A 20494-nucleotide genomic window follows, 5' to 3' on the forward strand; every position below is an offset into this window, starting at 1 on the left:
TACTGTGAAAAATTACACCGCAACGGCAGCTTTTATGTGAGGGTGCGGATCATAATTCTCTAAGGTAAAGTCTTCGTAGCTGAACTCAAATATATTTTTGATCAACGGATTTAATTTCATTTGAGGGAGCGGTCTTGGTTCACGAGTAAGCTGAAGTCTGGCCTGTTCAAAGTGATTTGAGTACAGGTGAGCATCTCCAAAAGCATGTACAAAATCTCCATATTCCAGGTCACAAACCTGAGCGACCATCATGGTAAAAAGGGCATAGGAGGCAATGTTAAATGGCACGCCGAGGAATACATCTGCACTTCGCTGATACAGCTGGCAGGACAACTTGCCTTCAGCCACATAAAACTGAAATAAGGTATGGCATGGAGGTAGTCCCGATTTGGCCATCACCGGGATATCTTTCGGGTTCCAGGCTGAGACAATCAGCCTCCTGGAGTCAGGCTTGTTTTTAATGTCTTCAATCACCTGAGTGATCTGATCTACCCCTTCAAAATTGCGCCACTGATGGCCATAAACCGGCCCTAATTCTCCCCATTTCCTGGCAAAGGCATCGTCTGTCTTTATCTGCTCCACAAACGCTTTCATTTTGGCTTTCCAGGCATCTGAGTACTTAGGGTATTCTTCTTCCAGACCATTTTGTACAAGGTAACTCTGGTAGGGCCAGTCATTCCAGATATTCACTCCGTTTTGGACCAGGTACTGAATGTTGGTATCACCCTGAATGAACCAAAGCAACTCATGAATGATGGAGCGTATGTGGGTCTTTTTGGTTGTCACCAATGGGAACCCTTCCTGTAGATCAAACCGCATCTGGTAGCCGAAAACGCTTCTTGTACCCGTTCCTGTGCGGTCACTTTTATCCACTCCATTATCTAAAATATGTTGCATCAGGTCGAGGTATTGTTTCATTTTTTCGTGCTTGTAGGATTAAATTAAAATTCAATTCAGGTTCCGCTTAACAAAAGCTGGATGTGGAAGGTTGGAAGCTTGAAGTAACCAGAAAACCTCTTTTATACCTCCAACTTCCAACTTCCAGCTTCCAGCTTCTAACTTGCAACTCCATCTTTATTACTTTCGCTAAATTAACCCTTAAAACAGAGAAACACTGAGGCCTTTTCTAAATAACTTCTACGAGCGTTTCGAAAACAGGAATTTCAAAATTCTGGTGATTGTTATTTGGCTTCTGCTCACCTCCTTCTTTGGCTATCAGCTTCGGTATCTCACCCCCGATTTTGAGTTTGAAAAGTTCTTCCCTACCGATGATCCGGATATTGCTTTTTATGAATCGCACCTGGAGCAATTCAACTATGATAATGACTACTTGCTGCTGATACTGGAGAACAAGAATGGAGTTTTTGAAAAGTCCTTTTTAAACTCAGTAAATCAGTTAGCAGATAGTTTGATGGCTACTCCCGGGGTTAAACAAGTCATTAACCCAATCGATTTTAAGCACCTGATCTCCGGACCATTGGGAATTACACCCATACCTTTGATTCACCCCGACAGTCCTTCAAGGTACTCCACCGACAGCACCAGAATTTTTCAGCATCCTGTTTATCGATCCTTTTTCGACAAAAGCGGTCAGTCTCTGATGGTGCAGCTAATCCATGATCACCTGGGGGATCCGCAAGCATCTGACCAGTTATTGGCCAGGATCAGGTTAATCCTTGACAGTCATTCATTTGACAACATGCGAATCGTCGGAAAGCTGGTAGCACAGGATGAGTTCATTTATCTGATCCGCAAAGATTTTACCTTGTTTCTGGTAGCCGCGCTCATTTTGAGTTTTCTCCTTCTGGTAATCATTTTTCGGTCGGTGAAGATTGCACTGCTCCCCTATCTGATCAGCATAACTGCTCTGGTATGGCTGCTCGGCCTGATGAGTCTGCTTGGATACCCCATTACGATTTTGGGTTCGTTGATCCCCCCGGTAATACTGTTTGTTTCTTCATCAGATGCCATTCACCTGATCAATTCATATCGAGATAATCCTGAACGTGAATTCATACCGCGTCTGAAACAGTCTGTAAATAAAGTCTTCGCTCCCACGCTCCTGACCTCAGTCACCACAGCCATAGGGTTCTTCAGCCTGATCTCCATCAACACCGTACCGATTCAAAATCTCGGAATATTTACCGGTATCGGAGTGATCTTCGCTTTCCTTATCACATTTGGTCTCGGACCACTGCTTATCAGGCAGTCCTATCCCGCCCGGGAACCTTCAAAGCAGCAAAGAAGACTTGTGTTGTGGGTCTTTCATCACCAGCGAACTATCTTGATCACTACGGTTCTTCTGATCTGCGGCTCCATCTATGGTTTTTCATTGTTGAAAACAGATGCTTATCTATTAAAAGATCTTCCTGAAGATTCTCAGGTACGAAAGGATTTTACGTTCGTCGACGAGCAGTATGCCGGGTCAAAACCGTGGGAATTGGCTTACTGGTCTACGGACAGCTCTAAAACCATCTGGGACAAGGAGGTGATGGATGAGGCATTAAAAATGCAGCAGTATCTAAATGAAGAATACCCGATCGACCGCCTATGGTCGCCTGTTACCTTTCTGAAGTACGGCCATCAGATGATCAACGGAGGGGTAAACAGTGCTTTTCAGTATCCAAATGAGTCATCCTACAACAGGTCAAGACATGCGATCAGACAGTTTACTCAGCGAAATGAAATACCAAAACTAATAGCTGAAGGTGAACATTATGCGAGGTTTGCTGGCTACATCCCGGAATATGGGTCATACGAGACCATTCAGCGAAATAAGGCTTTACTGAACTTTTTAAATGAGAATATCAATAGAGATGTTTTACAGTATCGGTTGACAGGAACAACTTACCTGATCGATAAAAGTCACGAACTGCTGTCGGATAACCTGCTCAAAGGGTTACTGATTGCCATTGGGGTTATCTCTCTTATCCTTGGCCTTTACTTCAGATCCTTTAAGATATTGATTATCAGCATGATACCCAACATTATTCCATTGCTTTTCACGGCTGGTTTTATGGGGATCACGGGTATCCCGCTGAAACTGACTACCGCTATCATCTTTGCGGTAGCTTTTGGTATTGCTGTGGATGACACGATCCACCTTGTGTCGGTCTATCAGAAACAGAGAGCAAAATTCTCCAATCGTGTTTTAGCAATGGTACAGACCTTTCGTTCTGCAGGTAAAGCCATAATCATCACGACGGTGATCATTGTGGCAGGATTTGGGTTATTTATTTTCTCCTCTTTTGGGGCTACTTATTTTCTGGGATTGTTTATGAGCCTCTCGCTGATTGTGGCACTGATCACCGACCTTACCCTGCTGCCTTTACTTTTACATTATTCTTCCGAAAAAGCCTGATTCGCTTTGGAAGTTTAGCGAATCATCCTATTCGTTCAGGAATCGCTTCGCTCTCCGATGAATTTCGTTTTTCATGCTTTCTGGTAAGTTTTTGAAAAAAGAAATTCATCTCCGTTTCAAACAAGAAAAGGAACAAAGCGTTATCCGATCATGAGTAAATCAATACAACCCGGAGATCCGATTCCCGACCTTACTTTATCGGATCAAAATAATCAGAAGGTCAGTCTGCAAGATCACGCTAATGGGCAGGCATTAGTCGTTTATTTTTATCCCAAAGATGATACGCCCGGCTGTACGGCAGAGGCTTGCAGCTTCAGGGACAGCTACGAAGATTTTCAGGATGCAGGTGCAAAGGTTGTGGGCATCTCAGGTGATTCCGTAGCTTCCCATAAACGCTTTGCTGAAAAGCACAACCTAAACTTTACCCTGCTAAGCGATAAAAAACGAATAGCAGAAAAGGCATTCGGAGTTCCTCGAAATTTTCTTGGATTACTACCAGGAAGAGTAACGTTTGTCTTTAGCGATGACGGAAAGCTTGTTTCCACTTTCAACTCAGCAACCCAGGCTACACGTCACATTAAAGAAGCGCTAAAGGCACTGAAGGCCTAAGCCATTGCTCCCATTGACTTACCAGCCAGTTGACACACTTGCTCCCGCACTTCCTCAATCAATTCATTTACCTGATTTTCACAAAGCACAGGGTCCGCTGCTCCGATGTGTAACGTGGTTTTGCTGAGCTTATTGATCGAAAAGGGCTCTCCTATCGCTTTAATTCCTACGGGAACCACTTCCACTTCAGCTTGTTTGGCCAGCATGAATGGACCTTTCTTAAATGTCCCGATATTCGTTTCGCTACTCCTGGTCCCCTCAGGAAACATAAGCACAGACTTTCCCTTAGCTATGAGAGAGGCGGCTTTCTTCAAACTCTGAATTGATTTTTGCCTATTTGAGCGATCAATAAAAATCATCCCGGTCACCAGCATGTACCACCCCAAAAAGGGGATCCTCTTCAACTCTTTTTTAGCGACAAAGTAGAGGTTTTGGGGAATGGCTCTAAACAGCACAGGAATATCCAGGAAGGACTGATGGTTGGATATAAATACAAAAGGTTTGGAAGTGTCAATATTTGCCACCCCTTCACGTTCCAGCTTAATTCTACAGGCCCAGAGTATACCGGGAGCCCAGCAGGTTCTGGCCATTGCCACGGGAACGGAAGATCGAAAAGTGAACAGGTATAATATGATGGAAAGGGAGATCCAGAAGATACTCCAACCCACACAAAACAAAACCCTAAGCGCTGCAATCATTGATAAAATTCCAAAAGCTGATGAATCTGCAAAGCTACATACTCTGCTCCAAATCATTGAACCATTAAAAGGTGTGTATTTCGTGCTCGTTTTTACTCCCATCATTTAACTTTGCCAACCTTAAAAATCCAACGAAGACCAATGGCTGAATACAACCATCAAGAGGTAGAGAAAAAATGGCAAAAAACCTGGGACGAAAAGCAGGTATACAAAGTATCCATCGATGAAAGTAAACCCACTTTTTATGCGCTGGACATGTTCCCCTATCCTTCGGGAGCAGGCTTGCATGTGGGGCACCCGTTAGGATACATTGCCACAGATATCCTTTCTCGCTTCAAGCGCCTGAAAGGATACAATGTTCTCCACCCGATGGGATTTGATGCCTTTGGTTTACCGGCTGAGCAATATGCGATCCAGACCGGTCAGCACCCGGCGATTACCACGGAGACAAACATCAAACGGTATAAAGAGCAGCTCAGAGGCCTTGGCTTCAGCTATGATTGGTCCCGGGAGATCCGAACCTCTGATCCGTCTTACTACAAATGGACCCAGTGGATCTTCAAGCAACTTTTCAATAGCTGGTACAACAAAGTGGCCGATAAAGCGGAATCCATTGATACGCTTATTCGGAAGTTTGAATCCTCAGGAAATACTGAGGTACAGGCTGCCTGCGATGAAGACACGCCTTCTTTTACTGCGGATGACTGGAAGAGCTGGTCTGAGGAAGATCAGCAGAAAATGTTGCTCAAGTACCGGCTGACTTACATCGCAGAGACCACTGTAAACTGGTGCCCAGCTTTGGGGACGGTACTTTCCAACGATGAGGTAAAAGACGGCTTTTCCGAACGAGGCGGACACCCGGTAGTCAAAAAGACCATGCCACAGTGGAGCATGCGGATCACTGCGTATGCTGATCGACTTGCCGATGACCTGGATAAAGTGGACTGGCCTGAGCCTATCAAAGAGATGCAACGCAACTGGATCGGCAAGTCGTTTGGGGCAGAAGTAGACTTTGAGGTTCTCTCCCCAGACCTTAAAGATGGGGATGAGGCCAAAAAAATCACCGTCTTCACTACCCGGATCGACACCATCTACGGAGTAACCTTTATGGTCGTCGCTCCCGAACATGAACTTGTACCCGAACTAACCACGGAAGATCGTAGGAAAGAAGTAGAGGAATATGTAGAAGCGGCCAAAAACCGCTCTGAACGAGAGCGGATGAGTGATGTGAAAACCGTGTCCGGTGTATTTACAGGTAGTTATGTAGTTAATCCGTTTAATGAAGAGAAAGTACCCATATACATTGCTGATTATGTGCTGGCAGGATATGGTACAGGAGCAGTAATGGCTGTGCCAAGCGGTGACCAGCGGGACTTTGATTTTGCTACGCATTTTGGACTGGAAAAACCCCAAATTCTCGATGCGCAAAAGGTCACTGATACGGAAGCTGACCCTACCAAAGAGGGTAAAATGATCAATTCAGGGTTCCTGAATGGCCTGAACTATGAAGAAGCTACCAAGAAAGCGATAGCGTTTATTGAAGATAAGGGCATTGGTAAAGCCAAGGTTAATTACCGCATCCGTGATGCCATCTTTGGTCGTCAGCGGTACTGGGGCGAACCGATCCCAGTCTATTTTAAAAATGATATTCCTTATTTGCTTGAAGATGATGAGCTTCCCCTTCAGCTTCCTGAAGTGGATAAATACTTACCTACTGAGGACGGTGAGCCACCTCTGGGACGAGCTGAAAACTGGGAAACAAAGGACGGACATCCGTACGAGCTGACCACCATGCCTGGATGGGCCGGCTCCAGCTGGTACTTCTTCCGGTACATGGATCCGGAAAACGATAAAGCATTTGCTTCGGAAAAAGCCCTGAAATACTGGAAGCAGGTAGACTTCTACATGGGTGGTAGCGAACATGCAACCGGTCACCTGCTCTACTCCCGCTTCTGGACCAAGTTCCTTTACGATATGGGCTACATCGAAGTGGACGAGTATGCGAAGAAACTGGTCAACCAGGGGATGATCCAGGGGCGGTCAATGTATGCTTGGGAGTTTATTTTCAGAAACAGGGAAAATCACATCAAAGTATTTGCCTCAGGTGATTATCTAAAATCGGATCCCCCCACAGCTGAAATAGAAAAATATTTAAAGGAACAGTACAAAATTGATATAAGCAAAGGATTATGGACAGGTTCCAGAGTTGAAGTAGAAAGGCATAGAAGTATTCCTATTGAGGTTGTAAAGAACGAAATGGTTCGCAAGGATGATCTTATTAAAGTATGGCCTGAATTTAAGGATCATTATTTCGTTCCTGAAATTGTAAAATGTACTCCAGAAATCGAAAAAATGTCCAAGTCCAAGTACAATGTCGTCAACCCCGACGACCTGGTAGAAAAGTACGGAGCGGACACCCTACGCATGTACGAAATGTTCCTCGGACCGATCGAGCAGAGTAAGCCATGGAACACAAACGGTATCGAAGGGGTTTATAAGTTCCTGAGAAAGTTCTGGGGCTTGTTTCACAGCAACAATCAGTTTAGCATTTCTGACGCTGAGCCAACAAAAGACGAGCTGAAGGTGCTACACGGACTCCTGAAAAAGATCGAAGAAGATATCGATCGGCTTTCACTGAATACCTCCGTGAGTAACTTCATGATCGCTACTAATGAGCTGGGGGCACTTAAATGCAATAAGCGGGCTATTCTGGAACCGATGGCCATTGCGTTAGCGCCTTATGCACCTCATTTGACGGAAGAGCTTTGGAGTCTGCTGGGGCATGAGGATACCATTTTCAATGCTTCATTCCCTGAGTTTAAGGAAGAGTATCTCAAGGAGGATAGCTTTGAGTATCCCATCATGGTCAATGGTAAAATGCGAGCGAAGATCCAGTTTCCGGCAGACCTGGCTCAGGACGAGATCCAAAAACAGGCTCTCGCTCACCCCAACGTAGAGAAGTGGCTGGAAGGCAAAGCACCCAAGAAGGTGATCATCGTACCGAAGAAGATCGTAAATGTAGTGGTGTAGGTCTCCCGCAGATTACGCTGAATTTCGCTGAAAAATACCCTCTGCGGTAATCAGCGTAATCTGTGGGAGTTCCTTTGATGCCTAAATATTTGGTGACCAGACTCATTACTAAAAGAGCGGAGGATTTGCTACTTCATTCGCATGGACGAACTGAAAAACAGTAATAAATCGTTACTTTGTAGAAAAGATTATTGATATGGACTTAAAAGCCGTAAAATTGGAGGTGATGCAAAAAATTATGAATGTATCGACCGAATCGTTACTGGAAAAGATTGATAAGTTGCTGGAAGAAGAAATGATTGTAGGTTATACAGCAAAAGGAGCACCTCTGACAAAAAAAGACTACAATCTCCGATTGGAGAAGGCGGAGCAGCAAATAGCCTCAGGGGATTATCTGTCCCAGGAAGATTTGGAAAAAGAAGCTGAGAACTGGTAAGAATCCAAAAACACCATTATGGTTATGGATATTGTTGGTACCAGACAATCACCGGAAGTACTGAAAGAAAAGTAAAACAAAAAAGAGGTTGCAACCAATTCGGCACAACCTCTGATTTTACGCTCATTACATTCTTAAATATTCGGTGACCAGATACTATAGCTGTTTGGTGGACAATGGATCTTCACCCAGCCGCCACTTTGGGTAGTAGGATACCATCCCGAGTGACCAGTAAAGTCCTTGATCTGGGTACTGCTCCAGTTGGTGGGCACCCATCGCTCTACCCAACTGCCGGAGTTGTTTAGATATACGATCAGTCCCGGATTACCACCATAGCCATTTCTGCGAGCGATGTACTCGTCATTGTCGGTATATAGAATGCTCGTATTTCCTGTGGCCTTGTTGTTATGGATCCAGATCAGATTATTCAGTTTGTTCTTATCCAGCCACTCTTCATAATCCCGGTAAAAGATACATGGATAACCCTCATGGGTTAAAATATAGGCATACGCCAACATCTTATTCCAGATCTCATCCGTATCGTGGTTGGTCACGAAGGTTACCGCTTTGTACGGATTTCGCTTCCACATCATATCGTCATTGAGCAGGTTGAGATTACCATTATCAAAGGCGTCATTCATTTTGTAGTATGCGGCAAAGTCAAACACAGAACTGTTAGCCTGGTTGGCCCACCACTCGAGGTAGTTGACATCTGAGTCCCACAGCTCTCCCACTGAGAACCCTCCTACTTCATTGTTCCAGGTGCTTACCACCCATGGAGCAAAGCCTTTGACATAGTCAAATCGCCAACCATCGAAGCCCATCGTGTTTTTGTAATATTTACCAACACCATCAGATCGTCCCCACAACCAGTCTTGTACATAAGGTACTTCGTGACACAGGTCAGGGAAACCACCAAAATATCCTTCATCATTGTTATGTACCCAGTTAGGGTGAAAATCGTGCTGAGTTCGGGTAAACTTACCAGACGACACTCCGGTGAAATCAGTCCAGGTATTGGTACCGGTATATTGGTTAGCCTCCAACTGGCCGCCGCTGTTATGGTTGAGAACTATATCCGCATACACTTCCATGTTTTCAGAGTGTGCTGCTCCTATCAGGGACTGTAATTCGGTTTTTGAACCAAAGCGGGTTTCCACCGTCCCGTTTTGGTTGTAATTTCCAAAATCAAAGTAGTCCGTAGGATCATAGCCCATAGAATATGCTCCGTTTTGTGCTTTAGAAGCTGGTGGAAGCCAGATGGACTGCACACCAGCAGTGGACCAATCGTCCACCTTCCCTTCGATAGCCTGCCACCAGGTACCGCCAGCCGGAACATCCCAGTAAAAAGCCTGCATCATCACTCCGCCTCCGGGACCGGCTGTAAATCGGGAAGAGGCATCTCCTGTCTGCGTAGAAAATGGGCGACCATCATGAGTGGTTACGTCCACTATCTGAATGTCATCTCTTTGATCTTGCAGTGAGGTTGCAGTCTCTTCCTCACATGAGAAAAGTAATATTCCACTGAAAATAAAAGCAAAAGCTACTGAAAACAGCTGACTCCATTTGTGTATAAAATTTGTCATCGCATGAATTAGGTTTAATTTTTTAGAAATATTGAGCAACTAATATTCACATTTTTAATTACGCAATCGCCTCACTTTATAAATTGAAACTTTTAAAATACAGGTGGTGCCTCTTTATAAATTCAATAGCGATTAACTTTCCATAAGCAATTGAATTACGAAATTCATAAATGAGTACAGCGGTGAGTAGAAAGATCATCTTATGGGTTTGCTTTTGGCTTTGGTGTGTGCTGCCTGGTGCGGCCTCCGATACACTGCACCGTACTTTGTTTGTCATAAAACATATACCTGCTAATACCCCTCATGACGCTTCCATCTACCTGGCTTCAGACATGGATGGTTGGGCTACAGACCTGTCTCACCGAAAATTCAAAAAAAGGATCAACGGTGAGTACGAACTTTTGGTAGAGCACTATCAGGATACCATCGAGTATAAGCTGACCCGTGGCAACTGGGATGCGGTGGAAGCCCGTCAGAATGGAAGAGCACGCCCTAACCGATTCTTTATTGCTATGAAACAATATGAAGAGGTGGAGATATCTGTAGATGCCTGGGAGGATATCTCTTACCACCCGTATACCGTTTACATGTTTTTTCTCCTGGTGGCAGCTATACATGGGCTGCTCCTGGTTGTGGCCATCAACACCATCAGGAATAAAAACAAGACTGCAAACTCCATACTTTCGATCCTGCTGATCCTGATCACCGTATCATTGCTGGGCAGAGCTTCCACCTTTGATCCGGAGGTTTTCAACTGGCAGCCAAAGCTCCTTTTTGTTCCGGAGCTGATCCTTTTTACTTACGGGCCACTATTTTACCTCTACATACATAAGCTCCTGGTTATTCGTTTTTCATGGAAATGGGGCTGGATGCATTTCGTTCCTGCTTTGGTTCACATCTCCCTGTATGTTCCTTACCTGCCTATGGAAAACCAGACCTTTATTTTTCGGGTGATCGATAAGGAGCTCTTCCCGTATTTTGCTATAACGGGAGTCATTGCGCTGTTTTTTAATGCAGGTTACTGGTGGGGGTGCAAAAACCTGATCTTTAAGTACAAACAACAAAATCACCTTTCGGAAAAGCAAAGAAAGTATACCGGTTTTCTGAAAGGTGTTCTTTCTATAAAAGCAGTCTACCTTGGGCTTTGGGCGCTGACCGTGCTGATTTACATTACCGGAAAGTTTATAGGCAAAGACCTGCTCTACCTCTCTGAAAACTTAATCGATGTTCTTTGGCTCTTTTTCTCTTTCATCATTTTTGCGCTAGCCTACTATGCTGTAAAACATCCTGAAGTATTACGGGAAAAGAAAAAATACCAGGACTATGAACTGAAAGCTGATGAGGTATCTGTTATTTTGGGGAAACTGAAACAGCTATTGGATGAGGAGAAAGTGTACGAGCAACAGGACCTTACACTTGAGCGCCTTGCTCATATGGTACCTACCGCTACCCATACCCTTTCCAGGATCATCAATGAGCAATATCACAAAAGCTTTTCGGAGCTCATTAATTCTTATCGGGTGAATGCCTTCATCTGCAGAATTCAGGAATCACAAAACCCCTCCTACCTTGAAGTTGCTCTGAGTGTAGGCTTTAACTCCAAGCCCACTTTCAACCGTGCTTTTAAGAAAGTAAAAGGAAAAACACCAAGAGCTTTTTTTAAGGATTAATAAATTGCCATTTATTTTTGGCGCTTTTGGCATTATTCCTGATAGTAGGCCGTTAATGAAAAATATGAAACGCGTTCCATTCTTTATACTCCTGATTGTTTTAGCAGCCTGTAATAAACCTGAGCAGGAACCGGAGTTTCTTCGAATTGATAACATCAAAGTAACCAATGTGACAGGTAAAGAAGCTTTACTCAATGCTGATGCGTATTTCTTCAACCCCAATGATGTACGGATGAAGCTAAAGGAAGTGGATATTGAAATCCAGCTGGAAGGGAAACGAATAGGTGTGATCAATCAATCCATGCGAACCAAAATACCAGCCATGGATGAATTTAAAGTGCCATTAGACGCCACGTTTGATATTCGGGATATCGGTCTGTTAAATGGAATTATCAGTGTATTAGGTGGTAAGAAAGTAGAAGTTCATTACAAGGGGTCTATCAAAGTGTCCGTCTACGGGTTCACTTACGATGTGCCCGTTGAATTTGACGATGAAGTGAGGCTTTGATCTGTTACAACTGAACCCCAAAGTTAAAATTAGCCAACCATTCATTTTTCTCATTACCAAAGGATAAAAAGCTATCGGATAATGGCTCATTCCCTTTGCTCCTTTTATAGTTTCCTTCGATCCCTATAAAGAAAAACATGTCTATAAACCTGGTCATTAAAAACGGATTGTAACCAAAATCAACTTTAGTTCCATACAAAAGATTTGGGTCCAGAAAACGTTTGTCATCCAATACGATCTGCTTAACCGTTAAAAACCCATCCACAAAATATCGGTTCTTTTTATATCCGCCTTTCCATTGGTTGCCCAGAAAATAACCCAATCCCCACCTGTTTTTCTGCTTGTCAAAACTGTATGAAATACCATTCAGGATTTTCTTTGAGCCGGTAGCCAATTCAAAATTATACCGGAAAAAACGGTCAGTATGCGCCCGAACAAACCCTTCCATATCGCTGGCAAGATTTAAGAGCCCAAAAGGGTATTGAGGCATTTTATCCGAAATGTTGATGAGGCCCACCTGGGAAAAACCCACATCCTTTCCGAAATTAATTAGTCCAAGCTGTGTTCCATCGCCATTGTTAAGGGCCACGTTAAACAACCCCAGCTGCATCCAGTAAAATCGGTTTCTCCTGTAGGTGACACTTTGTCCATTTCCGACATAATTCCAGATGCCCATTTGGAACCCATCCAGTTCATATTTAGCCACATTTACTAAACCAAATAGCTGTACACCACTAAGCCAGCCGCCATAGTTATAGATCAGCCCGGACTGTACACCCAGACCAAAACGATTAAACTTATTTGCAACGACTGATAATTGCACTCCGGAGAAGTTGCCGCCAATAAAATTATAAAGCCCGCCAATCTGGACACCATTCAGATCCTTAGCTATGGCATTAAGTCCTCCGGTTACCTGTCCCCCCAGCCCGGTTCCATTGGCTACATTGATCAAGCCTGAGAATTGCAGCGCATTGAATGTAGCCAGTGTATCCTTTTGATCCTGTGGCCTTACAAAAGGAAAACCACCCACGATATTGGCTACTCCGGCGACATTTATACCATAAGATTCCTGAATCTGATAATGACTGATCCCAGCCAGGCAAAAGACCTTATTGCTATAGGACTGTCCTGAAAAGAGGTTAAAAGAGAAGCTGTTTTCAACCCTGAGATCATGTATTCCATTCGTCCCGATACCCTGGACTATTCCAAAGTGGACGGGTTTATAGGTTACAAACTTCTTTTTTGACTGGGAAAAGCAGGAAAAGATACTACACCAACTGATGGTGAAAATTAAAAACGGTTTTAACATAGCAAGGCGATAGATGCAATGTTATTACGCTTGACTGGCTGATATATTGTAATGGTAATAAGAAATCAAAAACCATCATCCGGGTCCCCTTCCTCGCCGGCTTCTTCAGCCGGAGGATCCACTGGTTCTGTTGGTTCTGCATCGGTTCCGGCTTCCACCGAGCCCTCTACACCGGCCTCAAGCGAATCAGTTCCCTCCTCTTTGTTAAATAACCATTTAAATGTGAAGAATTGCTGTATTTTCGCCCAGAAATTGCTTTCCGGAACGGCTTCCTGTACCTGGGGATTAACGGGCACCTGACGGGTCCTTACAAGCTGCTCTCCAAAATACCAGTTGTAATATTCCTGCTCTACGTTAAGCATTTCATCCTTTGGATCATAGCGGTAGAGGTAGGTGGTTTCTGTCCGGGTTTCGGGTGGTTTTGCCTGTGCAATCTTCGGCAACTCAAACGTAGTAGTATCAAGAGCAGATGTGTCCGAAACGGCTAATGCAGTTGAATCCAACACTGGCTCTACCGAGAGGGAATCCCCAAAGTCTGATGCAACAAACTCACCGACATCCACTACGGTATCTTCCTCTACAGGAGGTGGTGGTGAAAGGACATTCTCCATCGGGGCTGTTTTCAGCTCATAATTCTTCAACCAGTATGGTTCATATTTCACAATGCCGAACCTGGACTTTCTTACTTCATTTGGGGGCACCACATAAGGCTCTACATAGGCAAAATAGTCTGTCGCATTGGGTGTGAGTCCGGCTATTACAGTAGTGGTATCCGCTACAGGCCTTCTGTCTGCCAGGTATTTGAGACGCTCGTCTTTATCAATTTTCCAGAGGTAGGAGTAATAGACACCTCGTACCGAATCATCAAGGATATAAGTACTCTGAAATGCTGGACAAATAATCTTATCCCTGCATCCTGAGACCAGGACGATGCCTAACACAAATGCGATAATATGCCTCATAGGTTAACGGCCGTGCAAAAAATCTGCCCTAAAATAGAGCTATTTCTGCCCAAAATTGCATTACAAACACACTATTTGACAAACAAAACCATAAAATACTCCGAAAAATGCTGATTTCATCAAGCTTATTCGATCAATTATTGTAATAATCCAACAGAATCTGATTATTACCTAATAAAACGACAACCTGTACTTTATAGTCTTTTCAGGTCTAAATTAAATAAAAATGAAGGTATTTCTGGTAACCCAATAAAGATTGATTTAAAAACGAATATCACTGATCCAAGATGTCTTCGGCCCATGGATAGATCTTTTCTACCCACCTACGGTACATTTCTCCTGAAGGATGAAGTCCGTCTTCCGCTACCAGATCCGGGTTATCTGCGGCTTCTCTGGAGATCGGCGTGATGTTAAAATAAGTAACTCCAAACTGCTCAGCAAAACCTTTTGCCAGGTCATTATACAGGTCAATCTCCTTAGCTATTTTCTCAGAGTCCATGTTTTGACCAAAAGGAGTCACGCCATAATCAGGGATAGAAACCACAAAAACTTTAGAGGCATCTCCTCCTGCAAACGACAATGCCTGATTTAGCAGGGCAGGAAACTCGGTACGATATTGGTCTACAGGGTACCCTCTGTACTGATTATTTACCCCTATCAGCAATGATACCATGCTAAAGGTCTGTCCCTCAATATCAGCTCCATTTATCGCCTCTTGAAGCTCACCGGTTGTCCACCCCGTTCTCGCAATGATTTTTGGTGATTTTAAAGGAGTTTCAGTGCTATCTACCAGCAGGTCTCTGAGTTGCACAGGCCACCTTTGGTCCTCCGGCACACTTTCTCCAATGGTATAAGAGTCCCCCAGGGCCAAAAATGTCAAAGAATCCGTACCGGTATCGGTAGTATCTTCCTCATGGTCTTCTCCTGTGTCTGGAGTATCGTTCATATCGATAGTGTCTTCTTCCATTTGTGAGGTACCCTGGTCAGCAACGTCATCAGGATCATTGCAGGCTATCAGCCAAAATAAACACAGATATACCAGCATTCTCATAGCTTTTTGAGTTCTTCTTTCAGTTTTTTTGGTAAGCCAGCTACTATGAGCTCATATGAGTGGTTGATCCAGTGTTGGATTTTGGCATCAGGGACAGACCCATCCATCATGATAGTATTCCAGTGCGTTTTATTCATGTGGTAGCCTGGCTTTACTCCATCATATTCTTCCCTAAGCCTCCCTGCAAGTTCAGGGTCACATTTTAGATTGATGCTTTCGAATCGCTCAATATCGCATAGCGCAAACATTTTACCCATTACTTTGAATACCAGCACGTCAGGTCCAAACGGGCAACTTTCGGTGACACCAGGCTTGGCTAAGCAGTAATCTCGGTAGGATTCAATATTCATTTGTTAGAAAGCTCGGACAATAAATCTTGTAATGATCACGATCAAACAGATCAGGAACATGATCATCGAGATCTTATTGATCCCATGCATCATCTTTATATTCGTATTGGTAGGCCTGTTTGGATCTTTTTTTCTGAAATAATAGGTCAGGACCTCTTTCAGGTTAAAGTAATACCCCAGGTCTTTTTTCTCTTCGTTTGATTCTGTTTTTTGGTTTTCCATATCCTTAGCCCGGATAATCCGGGAATTAATCATTGAAAATATATAACTCACTGACTATGAGTCGGGTGGTATTCCCATATGTTTTCATGGATAATTGGCACTAGTTTCTACCGCCTGTGGCTCCATCCATTTACCATCTTGCCTGATCAATTCTATCAGTTCATCCAGTGCTCTTTCCGAAGGCACACTTCGTTTCATCACTTCCTTGCCTTTATACAGCGTGATCTTACCTTTTCCTGAACCTACATATCCATAATCGGCATCAGCCATCTCCCCCGGCCCGTTTACGATACAGCCCATAATGCCTATTTTCACTCCTTTCAGGTGATCCGTACGTTTTCTGATCATTGCGGTGGTTTCCTGTAAATCAAAAAGAGTACGACCACAGGATGGACAAGAGATGTATTCTGTTTTGGTGATCCGTGTTCGGGCTGCCTGGAGTATTCCAAAAAGCAAGTCATTGTACTGACGGGTTTTATGCAGGTAAAAATGCCTGTCCCCATACAGTTTTTCCATGCTGAGCATCGCACCGTTACCAAAACCATCGATTAAAAGGCCTCCCATATCCGTGGATGGATACATCATGAGTGCATCATCCGGGAGATCTTCATATGCTCGTTGTATCACTACTGGTGTCTTTACTCCTGCATTCATCAGTTTAAAAAATGCATTTCGAAGGGCAGCAAAAGCATGTTGATTTTCCGTTTTCAAAACCAGTACAATATTGCTTCTGTTTTTCAGCTGTTCAAGCAATACTTTATCTACCCCAGTGGTATCTGCAAGAACGAAATTCAGCTTCTCATGGAAAGCTTTATCTAACTGATTTACAGTAAGTAATGGAAATTTATTTTTCTTATCTTCCAGTAGATCCCAGGCTTCCATATCCACAATTTCCTTCAGGCCATTGGGCAACATAAAGTCAATCGGATTCTTCCCGGAATAAATGTAGTCACAGCCCACATCATTCATGGTCCACTTGTCCAACTCAGGCATGTAAAAATGGCCGATACCCTTCAGATCTTTTACGTCTACCCTATCGATCTTTGAAAAATCTGCGATAACCCGCGGGACATTTTCCAACCCAAAGTTGAGAACCTCATCCGTATCACGTTTCTGGTAATCGTAAGGATTATAAATATCAGGATCCGTCTGCTCAATAGGCTCATGCCCTTCCCGTCCTATCAGGCGGTCCACCAGTATCCTGGCAACCGGAGACTCCACTTCGGGTTCTTCAGTTAACGAAACCCGTACTGTATCGCCAAGTCCATCTTCCAGCAGCGTACCTATTCCCACTGCACTTTTGATACGCCCGTCCTCCGCTTCACCGGCTTCTGTCACACCGAGATGCAGCGGGTAAGACTGCAGCCCTTCTTCATCTAGTTTTTTAACTAGTAGCCGATATGCCTGAACCATTACCTGCGGGTTGCTGGATTTCATGGAAATCACAATGTCATAATACTCCAGCTCCTCACAGATACGGATAAACTCCAGTGCGGACTCTACCATTCCCAGTGGGGTGTCTCCATACCGACTCATGATCCGGTCAGATAAGGAACCGTGATTCGTACCGATCCGCATGGCTGTTCCATGCTCCTTACAGATCTTTACCAGGGGCGTGAACTTCTCTTTGATACGGTCGAGCTCTGCCTGATAGGTTTCATCGGTATATTCTATTTCTTCAAACCGCTTTTTATCCGCATAATTTCCCGGGTTAACCCGGACTTTCTCTACGATGGTTGCAGCCAGTTCGGCAGCATTGGGAGTGAAATGGATATCAGCGACAAGGGGAACGTTGCAACCACGCTTTCGAAGTTCATTTTTAATATTCCGCAGATTTTCAGCATCCTTAACACTGGGCGCAGTAATCCGTACATATTCACAACCGGACTCTACCATACGGAGAGCCTGCTGAACCGACCCTTCCGTATCCATAGTATCTACGGTGGTCATAGACTGTACACGGATGGGGTTATTTCCTCCTAAAGGCACATCTCCGATAAAAACTTCACGTGTTTTTCTGCGCTTGTACTCAGTGAGGCTGTTGCAAAAATCGACCTTTTTGGTCAGAAGCTCATCTGCGGCATTCATAGGGATCTCAGTTTCAATACACTAAACACTAAATAACGATAAAAGTTGCACGGATTACAAGTCTCCAAGCTGTGGTCTGATCACCAGATCTTCCACAACCGTACGATCGCTTAATTTGAAGGTGGCAAAGACCATCTCCGCTACATCCTCAGCCTTCATAAATCGCTCTTCAGGGATATCAACCCCCTCCCAGCTGGCAGTGAAAGTAGCTCCGGGCATTACGGAAGTCACCCGTATGTTATCTTCTTTCAGTTCCTCACGGAGGACTTTAGACATGCCATACATCGCAAACTTGCTGATGCAATAGCTTCCACCATTACTGTAAGCCATCATGCTGGCCGTAGAACACATGTTAAAAATATGGCCTCTTCTCTCCTTTTTCATATCAGGGATCAGCCCCCGGCTTACCCGGTAGGCACTGTACAGGTTGGTTTCAATCTGATCTTCGAGGGTTCCGTCATCTTCCGTATGGACCTGGCCGGGTACAAATTTACCGGCATTATTGACCAGAACCTCTACCGGCTTACCTGCCAGGGTTACGAAATCAATAAAATCCTTGACATCATCTTTCTTAGACACATCCGCTACCTGGATCATAACCTTGTTACCATACCTTTCTTCCATTTCAGTTTTTAGATTATCCAGATCCTTTTCATTGCGTGCACAGGTGGCAATGGCATAACCATCTTCTGAAAATTTTTCAATGATGGCCTTTCCTATTCCCTTGGTGCCACCCGTAACGACTACAAGTTTTGAAGCATTTTCACTCATTAGTTCTTATTCTTAAGCTCAAAAAAGTCATTAAAATTTTGACTTCTATGACACGGAGGTAAGTCCGGACCATAAAATATTAAGTTTCATCTAAGTAACTTCACTAGAAAATTTGTTATAACTCCCTGATTTTAAAAATCTTACACTTGTTCATTTTTCACCGGCAGATTTGTATTGACAAATTCGAGTTAAACAATTCTTCCAGGATTCCCTTATAACTATTGGTCAAACCTCGTTGGTTTGCAATAGTATTATTAATTTCGGCAAAGCTAACATTTCTAAGGCAGGGAAACCTTCATGAAGTCACTAGGTAAATTTTTAATTTTCACAGGTCAGTTATTTGTAAGAAGAGAAACTTTTTCCACCTATGTTTCTCTGGTAATCAATGAGTGTATCAAAGTGGGCTATAACTCTTTATTCATCGTAACGATCGTTTCGGTGTTTATGGGTGCGGTTACTACCATACAAACCGCTTACAACCTGGTAAGCCCGTTCATTCCGGATTATGTGATCTCACTGGTCGTACGGGACATGACCATCCTCGAGCTTTCACCTACCATCATTGCGATCGTTTTTGCCGGTAAAGTAGGATCCAACATTGCCGGAGAGCTGGGGACGATGCGAATCACCGAGCAAATTGATGCGCTGGAAGTAATGGGTATCAACTCTACGTCTTATCTGGTGCTGCCCAAGATTGTCGCTTCAATGCTTATGTATCCCATGCTGGTAATTCTTTCAGGTTTTTTGACCATTTACGGCGGATATCTCACCAGTATTGCTACTGGTATCATCTCAGACAGGGACTATATCTACGGGATCCGCTATGAGTTTATAGAGTTCAATATTTTCTTTGCCATGATCAAAGCATTCGTCTTTGCCTTTCTGGTAGCTGCCATCTCTGCTTACAAAGGATACTACACCTCTGGCGGAGCTTTGGAGGTGGGTAAGTCCTCCACAGCAGCAGTAACCAATAGTTGTATTGCCATTCTACTGGCTGATTATCTCTTAGCTCAACTACTTTTAGGATGATCGAGATCAACAATATATCAAAGTCTTTTGAAGATGCAGAGGTCCTTTTTGACATCAGCGGTTCGTTTGAGCCTGGAAAATGCAACCTGATCATTGGTTCCAGCGGAACAGGTAAAAGTGTTTTACTAAAATGCATTGTGGGTCTGGTAAGACCTGATGAAGGAAATGTCCTCTATGACGGACGTGACTTCACTAAAGCGGATATGGAGTTGCAGACCGATATCCGGAGAGAAATTGGAATGCTTTTCCAGGGAAGCGCCTTATTCGACAGTAAAAATGTAGAAGAGAATGTGATGTTTCCGCTGAATGTACTCACAAAAATGCCCCTGGCAGAAAAGCTGGAACGCGTCAACTTCTGTCTTCAGCGAGTAGGCCTGGAAAATGTCAATAAAAAAATGCCTTCCGAGATCAGTGGAGGGATGAAAAAACGGGTGGGTATCGCCCGGTCTATTGTCAACAAACCAAACTACCTGTTTTGCGATGAACCCAACTCCGGGCTGGACCCCCAAACCAGTATGGTTATTGATGACCTGATCAAGGAGATAACCGAAGAATACGGCATCACCACCGTGGTGGTAACTCATGATATGAATTCGGTAATCGAGATCGGCGAAAAAGTCATGTTCCTCTACAAAGGCCGCAAGCTATGGGAAGGAACCAACCAAAACATCACCGACTCAGGAGTAAAAGAGCTGGATGACTTTGTGTTTGCTAACCGGATGATGAAGAAATTTAGGTGAGACGTGTTGCGGGTTGTCGAGTTACGAGTTTAATCCCCAAACCCGACAACTTGCAACCCGTTTAACTCGCAACT

The 20494-nt window shown here is 44.0% G+C and carries 18 protein-coding genes; 8 read left to right on the forward strand and 10 right to left on the reverse strand.

The annotated features are described in order from the left end of the window. Window positions 1–12 precede the first annotated feature (12 nt). Window positions 13–918, reverse strand: a complete 906-nt coding sequence (gene thyA / locus AC3E9V_RS13180) for a thymidylate synthase (protein WP_488748591.1) — start codon at window positions 916–918, stop codon at window positions 13–15. Window positions 919–1174: 256 nt separating this feature from the next. Between thyA and AC3E9V_RS13185 the strand changes: the two genes are divergently transcribed. Continuing rightward, window positions 1175–3361: an efflux RND transporter permease subunit gene (locus AC3E9V_RS13185; protein WP_488748592.1), complete on the forward strand. Its 2187-nt coding sequence runs from the start codon at window positions 1175–1177 to the stop codon at window positions 3359–3361. Between the two features lie 150 nt (window positions 3362–3511). Next, window positions 3512–3970, forward strand: coding sequence for a peroxiredoxin (locus AC3E9V_RS13190; RefSeq protein ID WP_488748593.1), 459 nt, complete (start codon window positions 3512–3514; stop codon window positions 3968–3970). On the opposite strand, the gene AC3E9V_RS13195 is transcribed toward AC3E9V_RS13190, so the two are convergent. Next, window positions 3967–4773: a lysophospholipid acyltransferase family protein gene (locus AC3E9V_RS13195; RefSeq protein ID WP_488748594.1), complete on the reverse strand. Its 807-nt coding sequence runs from the start codon at window positions 4771–4773 to the stop codon at window positions 3967–3969. The two genes, AC3E9V_RS13190 and AC3E9V_RS13195, sit on opposite strands and share 4 nt — an antisense overlap. 36 nt (window positions 4774–4809) lie before the next feature. Between AC3E9V_RS13195 and AC3E9V_RS13200 the strand changes: the two genes are divergently transcribed. Together AC3E9V_RS13200 and AC3E9V_RS13205 are read left to right on the forward strand one after the other, a co-directional pair. Then, window positions 4810–7698: a leucine--tRNA ligase gene (locus tag AC3E9V_RS13200; protein ID WP_488748595.1), complete on the forward strand. Its 2889-nt coding sequence runs from the start codon at window positions 4810–4812 to the stop codon at window positions 7696–7698. A 226-nt stretch (window positions 7699–7924) separates the two neighbouring features. Continuing rightward, window positions 7925–8134, forward strand: a complete 210-nt coding sequence (locus AC3E9V_RS13205; protein ID WP_488748596.1) for a hypothetical protein — start codon at window positions 7925–7927, stop codon at window positions 8132–8134. A 134-nt stretch (window positions 8135–8268) separates the two neighbouring features. Here the strand turns inward: AC3E9V_RS13205 and AC3E9V_RS13210 are convergent, their stop codons facing one another. After that, entirely contained in the window at window positions 8269–9720 is a 1452-nt protein-coding gene (locus tag AC3E9V_RS13210) for an alpha-amylase (RefSeq protein WP_488748597.1), read from the reverse strand. Window positions 9721–9902: 182 nt separating this feature from the next. On the opposite strand from AC3E9V_RS13210, the gene AC3E9V_RS13215 reads away from it, so the two are divergent. Both AC3E9V_RS13215 and AC3E9V_RS13220 read left to right on the forward strand, forming a co-directional pair. Next, window positions 9903–11390: a helix-turn-helix domain-containing protein gene (locus AC3E9V_RS13215; RefSeq protein WP_488748598.1), complete on the forward strand. Its 1488-nt coding sequence runs from the start codon at window positions 9903–9905 to the stop codon at window positions 11388–11390. 64 nt (window positions 11391–11454) lie between these two features. After that, window positions 11455–11898 carry an LEA/WHy family protein gene (locus AC3E9V_RS13220; RefSeq protein ID WP_488748599.1) on the forward strand — a complete coding sequence of 148 codons (444 nt, stop codon included), beginning with the start codon at window positions 11455–11457 and terminating at the stop codon, window positions 11896–11898. Between the two features lie 4 nt (window positions 11899–11902). Here AC3E9V_RS13220 and AC3E9V_RS13225 read toward each other — a convergent pair whose 3' ends face one another. The 7 genes from AC3E9V_RS13225 to AC3E9V_RS13255 form a co-directional block, all read right to left on the reverse strand. Beyond that, window positions 11903–13207, reverse strand: coding sequence for a hypothetical protein (locus AC3E9V_RS13225; RefSeq protein WP_488748600.1), 1305 nt, complete (start codon window positions 13205–13207; stop codon window positions 11903–11905). 65 nt (window positions 13208–13272) lie between these two features. Continuing rightward, window positions 13273–14169, reverse strand: coding sequence for a hypothetical protein (locus tag AC3E9V_RS13230; RefSeq protein WP_488748601.1), 897 nt, complete (start codon window positions 14167–14169; stop codon window positions 13273–13275). A 274-nt stretch (window positions 14170–14443) separates the two neighbouring features. Continuing rightward, the gene (locus AC3E9V_RS13235) at window positions 14444–15214 is read right to left on the reverse strand and encodes an SGNH/GDSL hydrolase family protein (protein ID WP_488748602.1); all 771 of its coding nucleotides are present in this window, start codon (window positions 15212–15214) and stop codon (window positions 14444–14446) included. 2 nt (window positions 15215–15216) lie between these two features. Next, on the reverse strand, window positions 15217–15570 hold the full coding sequence (locus tag AC3E9V_RS13240) for an MmcQ/YjbR family DNA-binding protein (RefSeq protein WP_488748603.1): 354 nt from the start codon (window positions 15568–15570) through the stop codon (window positions 15217–15219). Between the two features lie 3 nt (window positions 15571–15573). Further along, window positions 15574–15792: a DUF6728 family protein gene (locus AC3E9V_RS13245; protein WP_488748604.1), complete on the reverse strand. Its 219-nt coding sequence runs from the start codon at window positions 15790–15792 to the stop codon at window positions 15574–15576. A gap of 84 nt (window positions 15793–15876) precedes the next feature. Next, on the reverse strand, window positions 15877–17880 hold the full coding sequence (gene ispG, locus AC3E9V_RS13250; protein ID WP_488748605.1) for a (E)-4-hydroxy-3-methylbut-2-enyl-diphosphate synthase: 2004 nt from the start codon (window positions 17878–17880) through the stop codon (window positions 15877–15879). Window positions 17881–17934: 54 nt separating this feature from the next. Then, the gene (locus AC3E9V_RS13255) at window positions 17935–18651 is read right to left on the reverse strand and encodes an SDR family oxidoreductase (RefSeq protein ID WP_488748606.1); all 717 of its coding nucleotides are present in this window, start codon (window positions 18649–18651) and stop codon (window positions 17935–17937) included. A gap of 297 nt (window positions 18652–18948) precedes the next feature. On the opposite strand from AC3E9V_RS13255, the gene AC3E9V_RS13260 reads away from it, so the two are divergent. Together AC3E9V_RS13260 and AC3E9V_RS13265 are read left to right on the forward strand one after the other, a co-directional pair. Further along, a complete protein-coding gene (locus AC3E9V_RS13260; RefSeq protein ID WP_488748607.1) occupies window positions 18949–19680 on the forward strand; it encodes an MlaE family ABC transporter permease in 732 nt (243 codons plus the stop codon). Beyond that, the gene (locus AC3E9V_RS13265; RefSeq protein ID WP_488748608.1) at window positions 19677–20420 is read left to right on the forward strand and encodes an ABC transporter ATP-binding protein; all 744 of its coding nucleotides are present in this window, start codon (window positions 19677–19679) and stop codon (window positions 20418–20420) included. The genes AC3E9V_RS13260 and AC3E9V_RS13265 overlap by 4 nt, the downstream gene beginning before the upstream one ends. The last annotated feature ends 74 nt before the right edge of the window (window positions 20421–20494 follow it).

This window comes from Marinoscillum sp. HNIBRBA16962 (assembly GCF_057801515.1).